Below are 17,460 nucleotides of genomic sequence, written 5' to 3' on the forward strand. Positions count from 1 at the left end.
CAAGATGCGCCGAGCGCGTCGCATGGTTCGCGCTGGTGGACAAGGACGGCATGGCACACGAAACCATTCTCGTGGTGGATGACGAGCCGCTGATTCGCCGGGCGATTGCGCGGCGGCTCCAGACGGCCGGTTACGACGTGCTCGAGGCCGAGGACGGCCGCACGGCGATCGATCGCGCCTCGGCCGGCGTCGACCTGGCGATTCTCGACTACAAGCTGCCCGACATCGACGGCGTCGCCGTGCTGAAGCAGCTCAAGCAGGCCGACCAGGATCTGCTCGTGATTCTGCTGACCGCGTACGCCGACGTCGACACCGCGGTCGCGGCGATGAAGCTCGGCGCGTATCACTTCGCCAACAAGCCCTTCGATCTCGAGGCGCTCGTCGCCATCGTCGAGCAGGCGCTCGAGACGACGCGCCTTCGGCGGGAAGTCCGTCAGATTCGACAGAGCCAGGGCGAGCCCTACAGCCTCGATCGCATCGTGGGCGACTCGGCCGAGATGCGCGAGTTCAAGTCGCTGCTGAAGCGCATCGCCTCGAGCCCGGCTTCCACCGTGCTGCTCACCGGCGAGAGCGGCACCGGCAAGGACCTCGCCGCGAAGGTCCTCCACTACACGAGCAGCCGCGCGGGCCGGCCCTTCGTCAACATCACCTGCTCGGCGTTGCCCGAAACGCTGCTCGAGAGCGAGCTCTTCGGCCACGAGCGCGGCGCGTTCACCGACGCGCGGCAACAGAAGCGCGGCCTGCTCGAGCAAGCCGACCACGGCACCGTCTTCCTCGACGAGATCGGCGAGATGACGGCGCCGCTCCAGGCCAAGCTGCTCCGGTTCCTCGAGGAGAAGACGTTCCGGCGCGTCGGCGGCTCGATGGACATCCGCGTCGACGTCCGCGTCGTGGCGGCGACGAACCGCAACCTCGAGGAGGAAGTGCGGCAGAACCGCTTTCGCGAAGATCTGTTCTACCGCCTCAACGTCCTGCCCCTGAAGCTGCCCCCGCTGCGCGCGCATCTGGAGGACGTCCCGGCGCTCGCGACCTACTACATCGGCAACTTCAACCGCGAGTTCAAGAAGAACGTCCAGGGTGTGTCGCCAGCCGCGCTCCGCGCCTTGACGAGCTACGGCTGGCCCGGCAACGTGCGCGAGCTGCGCAATGCCGTGGAGCGGGCGATGCTGCTCGCGTCGGGCGATCTGCTCGAGCCGGCGGACTTCCCGATCGCCGCGGCGCAGCAGAGCAGCCATGCCGTCGAGCTGCCGGCCGGCGGGCTGAAGCTGGACGAGATCGAGCGAAGCCTGGTGCTGCAGGCGCTGCAGCGCACGGGCTGGAACCAGACGCGCGCGGCCAAGCTCCTCGGCCTGAACCGCGATCAGATCCACTACCGCATCGAGAAGTTCAAGCTCGAGGCGCCGGAGACGAACTGACGCGCCGGCGCAGGCCAGCGCGCACGGCGGCCGACGACGCGCGATCAATCCGCCAGCGGCAGGCTGAGCCGGATCGTGGTGCCGTCGGGACCGGATTCCAGGATCTCGACCGTGCCGCGGTGCGATTCGGCGATGCGGCGCACCGTCGGCAGGCCCAGGCCGGTGCCTCGGCTCTTGGTCGTGAAGAAGGGCGTGAACACCCGCTCGCGGTTCTCCGGCGGGATGCCGGGGCCGTGATCGATGACGTCGATGTGCAGCCGGCCGTCGGAGGTCGTCGTGCGGAGCGTGAGATCGCCGCGCCCACGCATCGCATGGCCGGCGTTGATCAGCAGGTTCTGCAGCGCGATCTTCATCAACTGGGGATCCGCCAGCACGGTGCCGGCCGTGGGCTCCACGTGGATGTTCAACTGCTGCGCCTGCGGGTCGCTCCTGAAGAACGCCAGGGCGCCCTGGAGCAGGTCGCCGACGTCGATCGCCTGCACCACCGGCTGGGGCGGCCTGGCGAACAGCAGCATGTCGCTCATGAGCTTGTTCAGCACGTCGACGCGCTGCAGCACTTCCTTGACGACCTGCTGCTCCTCGCCGCCGGGCGGCAGGTAGGTCGCGAGCATCTGGACGGCGCCGCTCACGGCGGCCAGCGGGTTCTTCACTTCGTGCGCGAGCACGGCGGCGAGCTCGCCGACGCGCGCGAGGCCGGACTCCTGCCGCAGCTTCATCTCCATCGCCACGCGATCCGTCAGGTCGCGCACGATGCCGGTGAACTTGCTCTCGCCGTCGATGATGGCCTCGCCCACCGAGAGGTGAATCGGGAAGGTCGATCCATCGCGCCGGCGGCCGGTCACCTCTCGGCCGATGCCGATGATGCGCGGCTGCCGGGTCCGGAGGTAGCGCGCCATGTAGGCGTCGTGCTCCAACGCGTAGGGCTCCGGCATCAGCATCGACACGTTGCGGCCAATCACGTCGTCGGCGCGGTAGCCGAACAACCGCTCCGCGCCAGGGTTGAACGACTCGATGCGGCCCCTCCGATCGCAGACGACGATACCGTCGACGGCCGATTCGATGATGGCGCGCCACCGCGCCTCGCTCGCGCGCATGGCGCGGGCCGCGCGGCGTTCGTCGCTGATGTCGCGCACGATGACGGCGACGCCGGCCGGCGCGCCGCCGGCGGCAGGCAGCCGCGACAACGAGACGGCGACCTGGACCGCCGCGCCCCGCCGCGTGAGATGCACGGTCTCGAGCGAGATCTCGGGGCGCCGCGCTGAGAGCTGATCGAGCACCCGCTCGTGCTCGGCTCGATGAGCGTCGGGCACGAGCATCGTGAAGGGCTGGCCGATGACCTCCGCGGCGCCGAATCCGTACGTCCCGATGGCGCCCTGGCTCCAGCGCGCGATGCGACGGTCGGCGTCGAGCGTCAGAATCGCGTCCTCCGAGTAGGCGAGGACGGCGGCAAGGAGCGGGTGCGTCTCAGCGGTCGCGGTGGTCTCCGACAAGTCGCTCACGGACGAGAATGATACCGCCGGCACTCTGAGAAGGGCGCGGCGGCGAGACGCCCCTCGCGTTCGAGGGCGATCCCGTTGTATATCTGGCGCGCGTGTGAGCGCGCCGCTGAGGACGCGTCCGCGATCTCATTCCGAGACCGCGGCAGCGGCGACGAGGTATCTCGATGGCGAAGATTCGCACGATTCTGGTTCCCACGGACTTCAGCGATGCGTCGGCCGCGGCGTTCAAGTACGCCGGCAATCTCGCGGCCGGTTTGAAGTGCCGCCTCCACGTCCTGCACGTCGTGGCCAACCCGTTCATCTCGGATCCCTGGGGAGCGGAGGCCTTTGCGCTGCGGATCGCCGACATGCTGGCCCAGTCGGAGGAGTCCGCCAAGAAGCAGCTCAAGGCGCTCGTCCCGACATCCGGCCCGCTCGCGGGCCGCGTCCGGACCTCGACCGCCCGCGGAGGCGCCGTCGAGGAGATCCTCGACTACGTCAAGCGGCATCCCGTCGACATGATCGTCATGGGCACGCACGGACGCGGCCTGGCTGGCCGGTGGCTGCTCGGGAGCGTCGCCGATCGCGTGGTCCGCCACTCCCCCGTTCCAGTGCTCACGGTGCCGGCGGCAGGTACTGCATCGCGACCGGCGGCTGCCCGGCGCTCGTCGCCGAAGACCGACTAGCGCCAGCGCCTCACGCGCCGGCCACGGCGGCCACGCGGATTCGCGCATCCACCACGCGGCAGCCCTGCCCGTCTGGCAGAACGAGCACCGGGTTGAGGTCGAGCTCCGCGATCTCGGGCACCGCCTCGGCCAGGAGCGACACCCTGGCGACGAGCTCCTCGACGGCGGCACGGTCGGCTGCCGGCCGGCCGCGGTAGCCCGCCAGCAGACGACCGGCCCGCGTCTCGTCCACGAGCGAGGCGACGTCCCGATCCGTCAGCGGCGATAGCCGGAACTGGACGTCGCCGAGCACCTCGACGCTCGTGCCCCCCAGACCGAAGCCGACGAGCGGGCCGAACAGCGGATCGCGAATCATCCCCACGATGGTCTCGACGCCTTGCTCGATCATCGGCTGGAGCACGACGCCCTCGAATTGCAGGCCGTGCGCCCGAGCCCGTCCGGCCAACGTCTCGAACGCGGTCGCCACGTCCTCAACCGAAGCGAGATTCGTGATCACGCCGCCGACCTCGGTCTTGTGGACGACGCCGACCGCGCTCATCTTCGCGACGAGCGGCAGGCCGAGCGTCACGGCCTGCGCTCGCGCCTCCTCCGCCGTGTGCGCGAGCACGGTCGCGATCATCGGAATGCCCGCCGCGCGCGCCACCGTTCGCATCTCGTCCTGAGACAACCATCCGGCACCGCGACCGGCGGCCGCGTCACGGCACACGGCTCGCGCCGTCTGCCGATCGAGATCCGGGTAGTCCCAGAACACGCCGGGTGGCGCCTGGCGCCAGGCGGCGTACGCGGCGACCTTGCCGAGCGCGCGCGCCGCGTTCTCCGGAAACACGTAGAGCGGGATACGCTCGTCGCCGGCGCGCAGGGCCGGCTTGGGTCCGGCCGCCATGACGCAAGCGACCACCGGCCTGGCGGCGCCTTCCTTCGACCTGGCCTCGATCACGCCGGCTTCGATGGCGGCCAGAACGGCCGGCATCGACGACTCGTCGAGCGACGTGTAGAGCACGAGCAAGGCGTCGACGTCGGGGCTCGTCAGCATCGTCTCGACCGCGCGCCGGTACTCGTCGGCACCGGCTGTCGCGATCATGTCGACCGGATTCGAGATGCCCGCCTCGGGAGGAAGGAACGCGCGGAACACCTCGCGGGTCGCGGCGCCGAGCTCCGGCACCGTCAGGCCTGCCGCGGTGCAGGCATCGGCCGCGAGGATACCGGGGCCGCCCGCGTTCGTCACGATGCCGACGCGCGGTCCGGCAGGAAGCGGCTGCGCCTCGAGGCACGTCGCGATATCGAGCAAATCGTCCGTGGTCTCGGCCCGAATCACCCCGGTCTGCCGGAAGAGCGCCGTGACAGCCGCGTCGTTGGCCGCCAGCGCAGCGGTATGACTGCCGGCCGCGCGCGAACCGGCCAACGTGCGCCCGGCCTTGACGGCGACGATGGGCTTGCGGCGCGAGACGCGGCGGGCGATCCGGCCGAACCGCTGCGGGTTGCCGAACGACTCGAGGTACAACGCGATCACCGACGTCTCGGGATCCGCCTCCCAATACTGCAGCAGGTCGTTGCCCGAGATGTCGGCCTTGTTGCCGACGCTGACGAACGTCGAGAGGCCGAGCTGCCGTTCGGCGGCGAGCGCCAGGACGATCACCCCGAGGGCGCCGCTCTGGGACAGCAGGGCGAGGCGGCCGGCCGGCGGAAAGAGCGGCGAGAACGACGCGTTGAGCGAGACGTCGGGGCGCGCGTTCATGATGCCCATGCAGTTCGGGCCGACCATGCGCATGCCGTAGCCGCGGACCTGGTCGAGCAACGCCGCCTGGCGGCGGCGGCCCTCGGCGCCGGCTTCCGCGAAGCCGGCGCTGATGACGACCAGCCCCTTCACCCCTGCTGCCGCGCACTCGTCCACGACCGACGGCACCGACGTGTACGGCACCGCGATGATCGCAACGTCCACTGGCGCGCCGATGTCGCCGATCGACGTGTGGGCGCGCATGCCGGCGACGGCGTCGGCCGATCGGGCGATCGGGTACGTCGATCCCTTGAAGCCGCCGCGCACAATCGCGTCGAACACCCGGCGGCCGATCGACGACGGGCTGCGGGAGACGCCGATCACCGCGACACTCCGGGGACACAGCACGCGGCGCATCGACGCCGACGTGGCGACGCGCTCGCGTTCCTCGGCCGCCCAGACGGCCGCCGCGGTCGGAACGAGCGTCAGCTCGACGAGCACGCGGTCCGGCTCGGCGACGGCGCGCTGTTCGAAGCCCGATTGCCGGAAGACGTCGAGCATCGCGAGGTTCTGTGGCGGCACGGCCGCGCGAAAGACGTGGATCCCGTGACGGGCGGCGTCGACGATCAGCCGCTCGAGCAGCGCCGTGGCGAGCCCGAGCCCCTGTGCCGCTTCGTCCACGGCGAAGGCCACCTCCGCCGAGGCATCCGAGAGCCGGACGTACGAACCGACACCGATGATCGCCGGCGCATGCGCCACGGTCCGCCGTGCCACGAGCGTGAACGCCTGATCGGGTGGTCGGCCATCGGGCTCTGGCCGCAGGCCGGCCGCTCGCGAGAAGCGCGCGAGCAGCGCTGGATCGTGGAAGCCTGAAAGGAAGGCCGTCAGCGCTTCGGCGTCGGCGGCGTCCGCAGGGCGGATCGCCGCCACCGTGCCGTCGCGCAGCACCACACGTCCCGTACGATCGTCCTCGACTGGCAAATGCAGCGGCGCCACGGATCGCATGCGTCGAACCTCGCAGTCAGCGTACACAACAAGGGCAAAGGGCAAAGGGCAGAGGGCAAAGGGCAGAGGTAAAGGGCGGAGGGGAAAGGAAGGGACGAAGGGGACGAAGGGACAAGGGCGGCCACGGGACAAGACGGTCGACAAGGGCGCTCCAAGGGACAAGGGCGGCTCAAAGCACGGGGTGACCAAGAGACAAGGGCGGGTCCAAGGGACAAGGAGCCCAAGACAAGAGCGGCCAAGGGACACGGGCGGCCACGGGACACGGGCGGTCCAAGGAAAGCGGACGGCCCAAAGGACGAATCGGCGCTCCGTTGGTTCAGGTTGCGCCGTTCGAACAGGTCTCGGGGCGGTCATCGACGACGTGGGGCTCGCTAGTTGGGGCCGCTGCTGCGAGCGCGGTGCGATGCGTGGATGTCGGGGTGGCCGCACGCCGGGTCCTGACCGGCACATCACCACCGCCCGGCGCCGCGCTCGCCGCGCACGTAATTGCCGCGAGCGTCAACCGGTGGCGTATCTCGGGCAGGGGGCGGAGGCGTGCTTGCGTGGGCCAGCCTGCGACGCGCGCCCGGCGATGCCAATCCGCCGGACACACCCTTCACCCTTTTCCCTTTCCCCTCTTTTCCCCTTCGCCCTTTACCTTTGCCCTCTGCCCTTTGCCCTTTGCCCTTTGCCCTTCTCAGGGTAGCGTCTTCGGTCCCCACAGCTTCCGGTGGAGCTGGTGGCACTCGGCGCAGGAGCCGAGGATCACGGCGTAGGCGGCGACCCGCTCCGGTGCGGTGTCGGCTGCGGCGGCGCGAGCCGCGGCTTTGTGCACGCGGGTCTCTGCTGCGCGGATTTCCTTCGTGAGCCTATGATCCGGCGGCAGGTCGGCGGCGGCGAGCGGCGCCGTCTCGAGGCGTTCCGCGCCGAGCTGCCAGTCGGTACTCGACGGCACGAACAGGCCCTGTTCCAGCAAGTGGACCGCCTGCAGGTGCTCCAGCATGTGGCCGACGAGCCCGCCGACGTCCGGTGTGGCCCGCCGTGCAATCGCTGGCCGGACACCGGCCGTACGGTGGCATTCGCCGCACTCGGCGAAGAGCGTCGCGGTGGCACGCGCGGCCTGAGCGAGGTTCGTCGCCTCTGCCGCGCGCCGTCCTGCCACGCGGATCGGGAAGAGGAACGGCTGCGAGGTCGGCGGGAGGCCGGCAGGCAGCTCGATCTCGGCGAGCTCGCGGGCCGGCGGCCGCACGGCCGCAAGGTCGCCGCGGATGACCGCCTCGTGCACCTTCGTGATCTGCAGGAAATGATGCGCCATCTCCGCGCGCCGCTCGGGCAACGACGCCGCGCCCTGCGCGTGCACGACGCCTGGCGCCTCGTGGATCTGGAGCAGCAGAACGCCGGCGAAGATCAGGACCGGGCCTGCCGCGGTCAACGCTCTGATGGGCTGTCTCATGATGCGCCCCCGGCGATCTGCCGCAAACCCCATGCCGCACACGCCCACGGCCGAGCCGGAAGTCGAGATACGATGGACGCGGGTTATTCCCGAGCGCCCTGCAGTTCTTTCGCAGACGCGCTGACCCGCTGTTCCGAAGGAGACGTTCGTGGCTCACGCGCCCGCTGTCCTCTGTCCCGTCGACTTCTCCACCGCCTCGCGTGGCGCACTGCGCTACGCCGCGGCGGTAGCGGAGCACTTCGGGTCCGCGCTGCTCGTCCTGACCGTGAGCGACCCGCTCTTGACCGAGGTGGCGGAGCTGCAGATGGGCGCCGCCTGGCTCGAGGACAACGTCGAAACCGAACTGCGACGCTTCGTCGACGAAACGCTGGGCGGCGGCCGGGCCGTCACGCCCGAGCTCATCGCCACCACGGGGAAGGCTCCCCAGCGGATTCTCGACGTCGCGCGCGACCGCGGCGTCGACCTGGTCGTCATGAGCAGCCACGGGCTCACCGGCATTCGCAAGCTGTTCTTCGGCGCGACGACCGAACGCGTGCTTCGCGAAACCGACGTGCCGGTGCTCGTGACGCCCGCCGCCGACGAAGGGCCGGGCGATCTCGACGAGCTCAAAGGCACCGGCCGCCCCGTGCTCGTGCCGGTCGAGCTTTCGGTCGAGGGGGTCGCGTCCCGCCAACTGACCGTCGCCGCCGCCGTCTGTCAGGCGCTCGACGTGCCGTTGCTCTTCGCGCACGTCGTCGAACCGCTGCGCATTCCCGTACCGGTCCCGATGTCGTTGCCCAACGTCGACGCCGAGCGCCGGACGCGCGCCGAGTCGCTCTTCGCTCAGTTGACCGCGACCCTGCCCGCGGCGATCAAGCGGGAGGCTCTCGTCGCTTACGGCGATCCGGCCGAGGAGATCGCGAAGATCGCCAAGGACCGTCACGCCGGCCTGATCGTGATGGGCCTCCACGCGACGTCGCTGACGGGACCGCGGATGGGATCGGTCACCTATCGCGTGCTCTGTCTCGCGCCGACGGTCGTGCTCGCGCTGCCTCCGGCATCGCCGGCCGCGTGATAGCCTGTCACTCCGTACGAGGCCACTGACATGTCGAGCGCCCTCTTCTCATGGTCACGCCGGCGGCTCCGCGCCGGGTTCCTGTGCATCGCTGCCGCCCTGCTCCTGATGGTCAGCGCCGGCGCCCTCACCGCGGCGCGCAGCTCGAAATGGTGGTGGGACAACCTCGGCGGGCCGACGAGCTCGCACTACGTGGACCTCGATCAGGTGAACAAGGCGAACGTCGGCCGGCTCGAGGTCGCCTGGTTCTATCCCTACGGCAACCTCGGCTTCAACCCGATCGTCGTCGAAGACGTGATGTACGTGTCCGGGCGCAACAACGCGCTCATCGCGCTCGACGCGTCGACCGGAAAGGAAATCTGGATCCACGAGAACATCCCGGGCTTGTCGGTGCGCGGCGTCAACTACTGGCAGAGCACCGACGGCAAGGACAAGCGCATCCTGTTCACGACCGGGCCGTTCCTTCAGGCGCTCGACGCGAAGACCGGCAAGTCGGTCCTGGCGTTCGGCACGAACGGCCACGTGGATCTGCGCCAGGGCCTCGACCGCGGCGAGTACGGCGTGCGCGTGCCGAACCCCGGCAAGGTGTTCGAGAACCTGCTGATCCTCGGGTCGGCGCCCGGTGAGGGCTGGATGTCGCCGCCCGGCGACATTCGCGCGTACGACGTGCAGACCGGCAAGCTCGTGTGGCAGTTCCACACCGTGCCGCGTCCCGGCGAGTTCGGCTACGAGACGTGGCCGAAAGACGCGTACAAGTACGTCGGCGGCGCCAACACGTGGGGCGAGATGTCCGTCGACGAAGCGCGCGGCATCGTGTACTTGCCGACGGGGTCGGGCACGTACGACTTCTACGGCGGCGATCGGCACGGCGCGAATCTCTTCGCCAACTGCCTGCTCGCGCTCGACGCGAGGACGGGCAAGCGGCTGTGGCACTTCCAGAACATCCACCACGACCTCTGGGACTGGGACAACGTCTCGGCGCCGCAGCTCGTGACCATCCGCCACAACGGCCGGCGGGTCGATGCGGTGGCGATGGCCGGCAAGACGGGGTTCCTCTACGTCTTCGATCGCGTCTCGGGCCAGCCGATCTGGCCGATCGAGGAGCGCCCGGTGCCGCAAACCGACGTGCCGGGCGAGCAGTCGTGGCCGACGCAGCCCTTCCCCACCGTCGTGCCGCCGTTCGGCCGTCAGCACTTCACCGTGGACGACATCAACCCGTGGCTGCTCACCAAGGAGCAGCAGGACGACTGGAAAGCGCGCGTCCCGGCGATGCGCAACGAAGGGCTCTTCACGCCGCCCGCGCTCCGCGAGACGGTGTCGATGCCGGGCAACCAGGGCGGTTCCAACTGGGGCACGACGGCCGCCAATCCCGACAAGGGCTACGTCTACGTCCTCAACATCGACGCGGTCGCCATCCTGAAGCTCGATGACGTGCGGCAGAAGGTGGGCGGGTTCCAATCCATGGGCGCCGGCATCGAAGCGGGTCGCGCCGCCTTCAACGCGCGGTGCGCCGAGTGCCACGGCGAGGACATGAAGAACCCGAAAGACGATGCCCCGAGCCTTGTCGGGGTGACGGAACGCTACAGCGAGGACATCATCGCGCAGACGGTGACGGGCGGCTACGGCAACATGCGCGCCGTGCCGAACGTCGACAACGTCGAGCTGACGGCGATTCTGACCTACCTCGCGGCGAGCAGCGGCAGCGGCGGTCCGGCCGGCCGCGGGGCCGCGCCGCCGGCGTTTCCCGCCGGACCGGTCGTCGCGTCGGGCGGCGCGCCGATTCCCGCCCTCCAGAACGCGTCCGGCGCCACGCCACCGGCCCGCCGGTATCCCGGCAACGGCGCGAACGGCGGCAACGCCGCCTATCCGGAAGGCGTCGCCGTGCCGGCAACCCGGTACGTCAGCGAATGGGGCGTCCAAGCGCTCGCGACCAAGCCGCCGTACAGCACCTTGACGGCCTACGACCTGAACACGGGCGCGATCAAATGGCAGATCCCCACTGGCGACGATCCGGCAACGATCGCGGCCGGCGGTCCGAAGAACACGGGCTCGCCGATGCTGCGCAACGGCATCATGCCGACCAAGGCCGGGCTGATCTTCATGGCGGGCAACGACGGCAAGATGCGCGCGTACGACGAAGAGACCGGCAAGACCGTCTGGGAAGGCCCGCTGCCCGGGCCTTCACGCGGCGTGCCGGCGATCTACGAGTCGAAAGGCCGGCAGTTCATCGTCGTCGCCGCGCTGCCCCCTGGCGGAGGTCGCGGCGGCGCCGTCGGTACGAACGTCCCGGGCGGGCCGGCGAAGCCGGTCGATCCCAACGCGCCGCGCGGCTACATCGCGTTCGCGCTTCCGAGAAGGTAGCGCCTACTTCTCCGTTCGGACGTCGTAGCCGACGAACTCCTGCAGGTAGACGTTGCCCTGGTATTCCATCTCCCGATGGATGCCGATCTCCGACGTGTAGTACGCGAACGCGACGCGAGACTTGAGCGTCACGAAGAACTTCTCCGCCGCGCTCTCGGGACTCGCCTCTTTCGAGGCGATGGCGGTCAGGAGCGCGACGCGTTCAGCCGGGGTGGCCTCGAGGAAGGTCTTGCCGCTCGTGCGGCGGCTGAGATCGTCGATCGCGGCCAGCCCGTCGCGCCACTCGTTGCGTTCCTCGGCGGTCCAGGCGTCGGCGAGCTCGCCGTCGATGTAGGCGGCAACACGCGCCGCCCGCGCGCCCGGCGAGTGGCTGTCGGTCGGGATGATCTCTTCGGCCAGCTCGTCGACGAGCGAGTATTCGCTCGTCGTGAAGAACCGTGGAGACGCGGCCTGGCCCGCCGACAGCACACGCCGCACGCCGAGCGTCGACGTGATCGCCGCGCTCGCCGCGGCGATCTTCAGCACGTCTCGCCGGTCGAGCCGAGGATCCCGACGATCGCCGTCCGCCATCAGAGCCGTCCTCTCCTGAATTCTTCCGCGAGGTAGTCGCAGGAGCGCCAGGCGAGCGCCATGATCGTCCAGGTGGGATTCTGGCACGACGCGCTCACGTGGCTGCTGCCGTCGACGACGAACAGGTTCTTCACGTCGTGTGACTGCTGGAACTGGTTCAGCACCGACGTGCGCCTGTCGGAGCCCATGCGCGCCGTGCCCAGCTCGTGGATCGACCACCCTTCGGTGAGCGGTGTGCGGCTCACGCCCACGATCTCGAACCCGGCGGCCTCGAACATCTCCTGGGCCGTGTTCGCCATGTCCTCGCACATCTTCTTCTCGTTGTCGCCGAACTGGTAGTGGAAGCGCAGTACCGGAATGCCCCACCGGTCTGTCGTATTGGGGTCGAGAGCGACGTAGTTCTCGTAGCGGGCCAGCACTTCGCCGAACCCGCCCATCTCGATGTAGGCGCCCGACAGATCGCGCACGCGCTTCTTGTAGTCGGCGCCGAAGCCCGGCTGGTCGCTCGCCGCGAACATCGAATTGCCCGCGCTGCCCTCGAAGCCGTAGCCGCGGATGAAATCCGTGCGGCGCTCCTTCAGGTTGCGGAATCTGGGCACGTAGAACCCGCCCGGCCGCCCGTCGTCGATCGTGCGCGGCGCGCCGATGCGGTCCTTCACGAGGCCGCGGACGCCCGGCCCCATGATGTGCTCGCAGAAGTTGTGGCCCACGTGGCCGCTCGAGTTGCCGATGCCGTTCGGGTGCGCCTGCGACTTGGACAGCAGCATGATGCGCGCGCTCTCGAGCGTTGACGCCGCCAGCACGACGACGCGAGCGCGGGCCTCGTAGGCGCGGCCCGTCTCCGCATCGAGAAACGCCACGCCGCTCGCCTTGCCCGTACGCTCGTCCACGAGGACTTCGCGCACGACGGCATTCGTGCGCAGCGACAGGCGGCCGGTGTCCTGTGCCGGGTAGATGAGCCCGGTCGGCGAGTCGAACACCGCGTGGATGTCGCAGCCGCCCGGACGCCGCGCGCACGCGCCGCGCCCGAAGCATCGGCTCCTGTACTTGTTGTGCTCAAGCCCGTCGGTCGTCACGCCCGCGCGGTAGGGCGTGACCGTCCGTCCCATCGCCGCCATCTTCGCGCGCAGCGTCGCCTCGGCGGCCGTGAGCCGCGTCGGCCGTTGGAAGATGCTGTCGGGCAGGTGCGGCAGGTGCTCCGCTACGCCAGAGATGCCGAGGTAGCGGTCGACCCGGTCGTAGTAAGGCGCGATGTCCTTGTACGAAATCGGCCAATCCTCGCCGTAGCCGTCCCGGCGTCGCGCTTTGAAGTCGTAGTCCGAAAGACGCAGCGCGAGCCGGCCCCAGATGGTCGTCTTGCCACCCAGCGTGCGGGCCCGAACCCACGCGTAGCGCGTGCCCGTGTACGGGTGGTCTTTCTCGTCGACCATGAAGTTGCGGCTGTAGTCGGCACCATTGCCGCCCTGGATGTAGTTGTAGACCTTGTCGTACGGCTGACCGGCGCCGTAGGGCGGCTGCCGGATCGTGTACTCGTTGAGCGTGAGGGCGTGATGACCTGGCGGCATCTGGCCACGGCGCGGATGCTCGTACGGCCACTCCATCGACTTCAGCTCGCGGTCGAGATCGAGCTTCTTGCCCGCCTCGAGCATCAGCACCTCGAGCCCCTTCGAGGTGAGCACGTGCGCGGCCATCCCGCCGGCGGCGCCCGACCCGACGACGATCGCGTCGTAGGTGCGCGTCAGGTCGGCATCGGGCTGGGGCGTCTGAAGGAACCGGAGAAGCGGCATGGAACTCTGTTTGTCAAGAAACTGTGACAACGGAACTTTTCTGCGCCGCGCGCAGTCTTAGGATGTGAATGCTCGCCTTCCATCCATTACCGCACGTCACGATCTCATCCTGATTCGTTCCGCGTTCGCGGATTCTTACCCAGGCCCCGGCGCACGTTGCCGGGGCCGCGCATTTTCAGCGGCCTGGCGCCGCCCGCATCAACCCCGTCAGCTCGTCGTCGGTCCACGGATTCGTCCGCCCGGCCGTCTCGGCCCTCACGGCCGCGACCTCTTCCGGCGCAACTGGCGCGCCCGCCTGATTCCATTCCCGGCGGATGTAGGTCAGCACGCTCGACACGTCGGCATCGGTCATGGTCGCGCCGAGAGGTGGCATCAGACCGATCGCTCCCTCTTTGCCGTTCAACAAGACCCGAACCGGGATCCGGGAATCGGCGAAGGCGATCGCCGATCCGACGAGCGGCGGCGCGAGGCGATCCTGACCGCGCCCGTCAGGCTGATGGCAGGCCTGGCAGGCGTTCCGGTAAACCTCACGGCCGCGTTCGAATCGGGCCTGTTCGACGGCCGTCAACGGGCGACCGGCGACGGACGATGGCCCGCCGGCGAGCTTGCCGGGCCATTCGACACGGCCGAGAAGCGCCGCGGCCCTCGGCGCCAGCGGATCCGGAGACTCGATGGCGAGCGTCGTCAACGATTGAGGCGCGGCCCGCAGGCGCAGCGGTGCGCTGCCGCGTCCGGCCGCCGGAGCGGACGTCGCGGCCTGCTGCGCTTCGCGGACGCCGGGAAACGCGTACGACCCGCCCGGACCGCCTCGTGCGCCGGGGCAGGTCGGGCACGGCGGAGCGGGCGCCGGCGGTCCACCACGCCGGGCCGCGGTGCCCGGCAAGGCGCCACCGATGAGCGCGACCTCGGCACCGCGCAGCAGCGCCGTCCGCGACCACGACGTCAGCGACGCGCTGGCGATCCGATCGAACAGCCGCGTCACGTCCTCCTCCCGGCCGCTTCGCGCCACCGTCGCGGCGAGCATCGTCACGGCGGCCGATCGTGCCGGCGTGTCGCTGCCGGCCAGCAGCTCATCGGCGATCGCCAGCTCGCTGCCGGCGGCTCCGCTGAGCGCGACGTCCACGATGATGGGATCGGTGCCATAGCGCGACAGCACGTCCGCGAGCGCGCGCGCCTTGTCGGCGCCCGGCATGGCGCCGAGCGAGGCGGCCACCTGCTGCCGCACCATCCAGTCGTCATCGGCGACGCGGCGCCGTACGGCGTCGCGCACCCGCGTCTCTCGAGGATCGGCGAGCCAGCGCTCGGCCAGGCGCAGCGCCGATGCCCGCACCTCGCGAGACCGATCGTCGAGCGCGCGGACCACGACGTCCGGCGCGAGACGATCGAGTCCTTCCAACGTCCACAGCGCGTGCAGGCGCGTGCGCCAGTCGCCGGCCGTCGACGCAAGTGCCGCAAGATCCGACGCCACCGCAACGGCCCGCCGCTCGACAATCAGACGCTGGGCGGTTTCGCGCCACCACGCGTTCGGATGCGACAGCATCTTCACCAGCGCCGAGGCCGACGCCGTCGCCAGGCCGGTCGGCTCGGCGCGGCGCGTCGTGTCGTGGACGACGCGATAGATGCGCCCCAGGCCGATCGGGGTGTCGAGCTGCTTGCGCACGATGTAGTCGCGCAGGTAGGTCGTCGTGGACGACTTGTCCTGAATGACGCCGCGATACATGTCCACGACGTAGAGCGTGCCGTCCGGCGCGTTCGCGAGGTACACGGGCCGGAATCGCTCGTCGGTCGACGCGATGAACTCGGCGCGCGCGTACGCCTTCTCGGCGCGCAGCAACGCGCCGGTGTCGCTCAGCACCAGGCGGCTCACCAGGTTGGCCGCCGGCTCGGCGACGAACGCGTTCCCGTACAGCTCGGCCGGCAGCCGATCGCCGCGGTAGATGAGCGGCGCGCAGACGGCGGTGAAGCGCGCGAGGGTGCCGTCCGGCCGGTCGATGCCGAGCTGGTACGCGCGGTTCGTGCCGGGGGTCGGCCGCACGGGCCACACGTCGTTCAGCGCGTCGTTGTCGATCGCGAGCGACTCGTAGAGGCCTCGCGTGCGGAGCAGCGACGCGTGGCGCGCGTAGTACTCGGCGGGAACGACGTCGACGTGCAGGGCCGACTCGTTCGTGTTCCGGTACATGCGGCCGGCGTCGTCCTGCGTGACGCCCCATTCGCCGCGCAGCGGAATCCTTCGAATCTCGAACCGCCCGTTGCGCCGGCGCAGATCGATCTCGGCGCCCGACGTGTGCAGCCAGTTGTCGAGGCCCCAATAGAGGCCGTTGGCGTTTCCTTCGACGCTGCCTTCACGGCGGCCGTACTCACGCGTGACGATGTCCTTCACGTCGGCGCGCAGATCGTGATTCGTGTCGCGCATCCACCAGAGGATGCCCGGTTCGGCGACGAGCACGCCGTCGTCGAGCACCTTCACGCCGCGCGGCACCGCCAGTCCATCGGCGAACACCGTGCGCCGATCCATCCGGCCGTCGTGATTCGTGTCTTCGAGCACGACAACGCGTCCGATCGGGTCGAGGTTGGGTTCCGGCGCGTCGAGCGTCCGGACGAACCCGGTCATCTCGACGACCCACAGCCGGCCTTCGAGGTCCCAGTCGATGACGGTCGGATCCTGGACGAGCGGCTCGGCCGCGACGAGCTCGAGACGATAGCCCGGCGGAAGGGAGAACGTCTTCAGCGCGTCGGCGGGCGACAAGGCCGGCGAGGCCTCGCCGACGGGCTGCACGCCGGGCGGCCAGGTGCGTGCCGGCGAGGCGTCCTGCCCGATACCTCGCGCGAAGGTGCTCGTGACGAAGACGGCGACGGCGAACAGTCGAACGGAGAGCCTCACGGCATGGCACCTCGCGGAACGGGCAGCCTGGAGTCCAGAGAATACCAATTCTCGCGCCGATGGCGGCGGGCGGACGGTGTAGCATCATTTCCGCCGGATCGTCCGCCGGCCGTCGAGGAGAGCGCTATGACACGCCGATGGTTTCTCACCGCCGCTGGCACGGCCGTGGCCGCTACCGCCGTCGGGCCGCGCGCCCAGAGCGCATTGCCGCCGGCGCGCACGGCGCGGTTCCGCACGGGGCTCGTCGCCTACTCCTTTCAGCGAGCGCTCCAGTCCGGACAGATGACGTACGAAGACTTGATCCGGCTCGCGGTCGACACCGACATCGACGGCATCGACATGACCGTGTACTGGCTGCCGAGCCTCGACGACAAGTACCTGCTGTCGCTTCGCCAGCTCGCGTATCGCAATCGCGTGGAGATCTACAGCATCGGCACGCGCGTGCAGCTCTCGCAGCCGACGCCAGACCAGCAGGCCAAGCAGCTCGCCGACCTCGCGAAATGGGTCGACGTCGCCCAGAAGCTCGGCGCGAGCCACATCCGCGTGTTCGGCGGACAGAAGCCCGCCGGTGCCACGCTCGAGCAGGCGATCGCGTTCGCGGCCGACACCTTGCGGAAAGGCGCCGAGCACGCGGGCTCGCGCGGCATCACGCTCGGCGTCGAAGACGATGGCGGGATCACGGAGTACGCGAAGGAGACGATCGCGATCGTCACGGGGGCGGGATCGCCCTGGGCCGGCATGAACCTCGACATCGGCAACTTCCGGCCGCCGCGCGTCTACGAACAGATCGAGCTGTCGATCCCGCACGCCGTGAGCACGCACATCAAGACGACCGTCGCGCTCGACGACGGCAGCGGGCGCGCGCCGTTCGACCTGGATCGCGTGTACCGCATGTTCGCCGCGCACGGCTACCGCGGCTACATGGGGCTCGAATACGAGGCCGGCGGAGAGGACCCGGCGACGGCCGTACCGCGCCATCTCGGCCAGCTCAGGGCGCTGGCGGCGAAGTACTCCCGGGCGTCCTGATACCTGCTCGGCGCCTGCTCCGCCCGGCACGACCGGGCGGGCCGCCTCGGG

General features: G+C 69.8%; 11 protein-coding genes. 5 read left to right on the forward strand and 6 right to left on the reverse strand.

Annotation, left to right across the window (positions count from 1 at the left end):
- Positions 1-50 precede the first annotated feature (50 nt).
- Positions 51-1,415: a sigma-54-dependent Fis family transcriptional regulator gene (locus IT184_01280; protein MCC7007427.1), complete on the forward strand. Its 1,365-nt coding sequence runs from the start codon at positions 51-53 to the stop codon at positions 1,413-1,415.
- Positions 1,416-1,459: 44 nt separating this feature from the next.
- Here the strand turns inward: IT184_01280 and IT184_01285 are convergent, their stop codons facing one another.
- Positions 1,460-2,914, reverse strand: coding sequence for a PAS domain S-box protein (locus IT184_01285; protein ID MCC7007428.1), 1,455 nt, complete (start codon positions 2,912-2,914; stop codon positions 1,460-1,462).
- Between the two features lie 164 nt (positions 2,915-3,078).
- Here IT184_01285 and IT184_01290 point away from each other — a divergent pair, with 164 nt between their 5' ends.
- Positions 3,079-3,579, forward strand: a complete 501-nt coding sequence (locus IT184_01290; protein ID MCC7007429.1) for a universal stress protein — start codon at positions 3,079-3,081, stop codon at positions 3,577-3,579.
- A 10-nt stretch (positions 3,580-3,589) separates the two neighbouring features.
- Here IT184_01290 and IT184_01295 read toward each other — a convergent pair whose 3' ends face one another.
- Both IT184_01295 and IT184_01300 read right to left on the reverse strand, forming a co-directional pair.
- Complete coding sequence (locus IT184_01295) at positions 3,590-6,298, reverse strand: GNAT family N-acetyltransferase (protein MCC7007430.1); 2,709 nt, start codon at positions 6,296-6,298, stop codon at positions 3,590-3,592.
- Between the two features lie 676 nt (positions 6,299-6,974).
- On the reverse strand, positions 6,975-7,730 hold the full coding sequence (locus tag IT184_01300) for a hypothetical protein (protein MCC7007431.1): 756 nt from the start codon (positions 7,728-7,730) through the stop codon (positions 6,975-6,977).
- Between the two features lie 148 nt (positions 7,731-7,878).
- Here IT184_01300 and IT184_01305 point away from each other — a divergent pair, with 148 nt between their 5' ends.
- Together IT184_01305 and IT184_01310 are read left to right on the forward strand one after the other, a co-directional pair.
- Positions 7,879-8,784 (forward strand): universal stress protein, encoded by a 906-nt coding sequence (locus tag IT184_01305; protein ID MCC7007432.1) that lies wholly within the window; start codon positions 7,879-7,881, stop codon positions 8,782-8,784.
- Positions 8,785-8,814: 30 nt separating this feature from the next.
- A complete protein-coding gene (locus IT184_01310) occupies positions 8,815-11,145 on the forward strand; it encodes a PQQ-binding-like beta-propeller repeat protein (protein MCC7007433.1) in 2,331 nt (776 codons plus the stop codon).
- A 3-nt stretch (positions 11,146-11,148) separates the two neighbouring features.
- On the opposite strand, the gene IT184_01315 is transcribed toward IT184_01310, so the two are convergent.
- The 3 genes from IT184_01315 to IT184_01325 all read right to left on the reverse strand — a co-directional run bounded on the left by IT184_01315 (position 11,149) and on the right by IT184_01325 (position 16,383).
- A complete protein-coding gene (locus IT184_01315) occupies positions 11,149-11,715 on the reverse strand; it encodes a gluconate 2-dehydrogenase subunit 3 family protein (protein MCC7007434.1) in 567 nt (188 codons plus the stop codon).
- A complete protein-coding gene (locus IT184_01320) occupies positions 11,715-13,502 on the reverse strand; it encodes a GMC family oxidoreductase (GenBank protein ID MCC7007435.1) in 1,788 nt (595 codons plus the stop codon). The genes IT184_01315 and IT184_01320 overlap by 1 nt, the downstream gene beginning before the upstream one ends.
- 175 nt (positions 13,503-13,677) lie before the next feature.
- On the reverse strand, positions 13,678-16,383 hold the full coding sequence (locus IT184_01325) for a c-type cytochrome (GenBank protein ID MCC7007436.1): 2,706 nt from the start codon (positions 16,381-16,383) through the stop codon (positions 13,678-13,680).
- Between the two features lie 126 nt (positions 16,384-16,509).
- Here IT184_01325 and IT184_01330 point away from each other — a divergent pair, with 126 nt between their 5' ends.
- Positions 16,510-17,409, forward strand: coding sequence for a sugar phosphate isomerase/epimerase (locus IT184_01330; protein ID MCC7007437.1), 900 nt, complete (start codon positions 16,510-16,512; stop codon positions 17,407-17,409).
- Positions 17,410-17,460: the final 51 nt, after the last annotated feature.

The organism is Acidobacteriota bacterium (genome assembly GCA_020853395.1).
Classification (GTDB): Bacteria; Acidobacteriota; Vicinamibacteria; order Vicinamibacterales; family SCN-69-37; genus JADYYY01.

What these genes read in the sequence shown, in the direction of transcription:
- IT184_01280 (MCC7007427.1), top strand. Translation starts at nt 51, where the DNA reads ATGGCACACGAAACCATTCTCGTGGTGGATGACGAGCCGCTGATTCGC.
- IT184_01290 (MCC7007429.1), top strand. Translation starts at nt 3,079, where the DNA reads ATGGCGAAGATTCGCACGATTCTGGTTCCCACGGACTTCAGCGATGCG.
- IT184_01295 (MCC7007430.1), bottom strand. Translation starts at nt 6,298, where the DNA reads ATGCGATCCGTGGCGCCGCTGCATTTGCCAGTCGAGGACGATCGTACG.
- IT184_01300 (MCC7007431.1), bottom strand. Translation starts at nt 7,730, where the DNA reads ATGAGACAGCCCATCAGAGCGTTGACCGCGGCAGGCCCGGTCCTGATC.
- IT184_01310 (MCC7007433.1), top strand. Translation starts at nt 8,815, where the DNA reads ATGTCGAGCGCCCTCTTCTCATGGTCACGCCGGCGGCTCCGCGCCGGG.
- IT184_01315 (MCC7007434.1), bottom strand. Translation starts at nt 11,715, where the DNA reads ATGGCGGACGGCGATCGTCGGGATCCTCGGCTCGACCGGCGAGACGTG.
- IT184_01320 (MCC7007435.1), bottom strand. Translation starts at nt 13,502, where the DNA reads ATGCCGCTTCTCCGGTTCCTTCAGACGCCCCAGCCCGATGCCGACCTG.
- IT184_01330 (MCC7007437.1), top strand. Translation starts at nt 16,510, where the DNA reads ATGACACGCCGATGGTTTCTCACCGCCGCTGGCACGGCCGTGGCCGCT.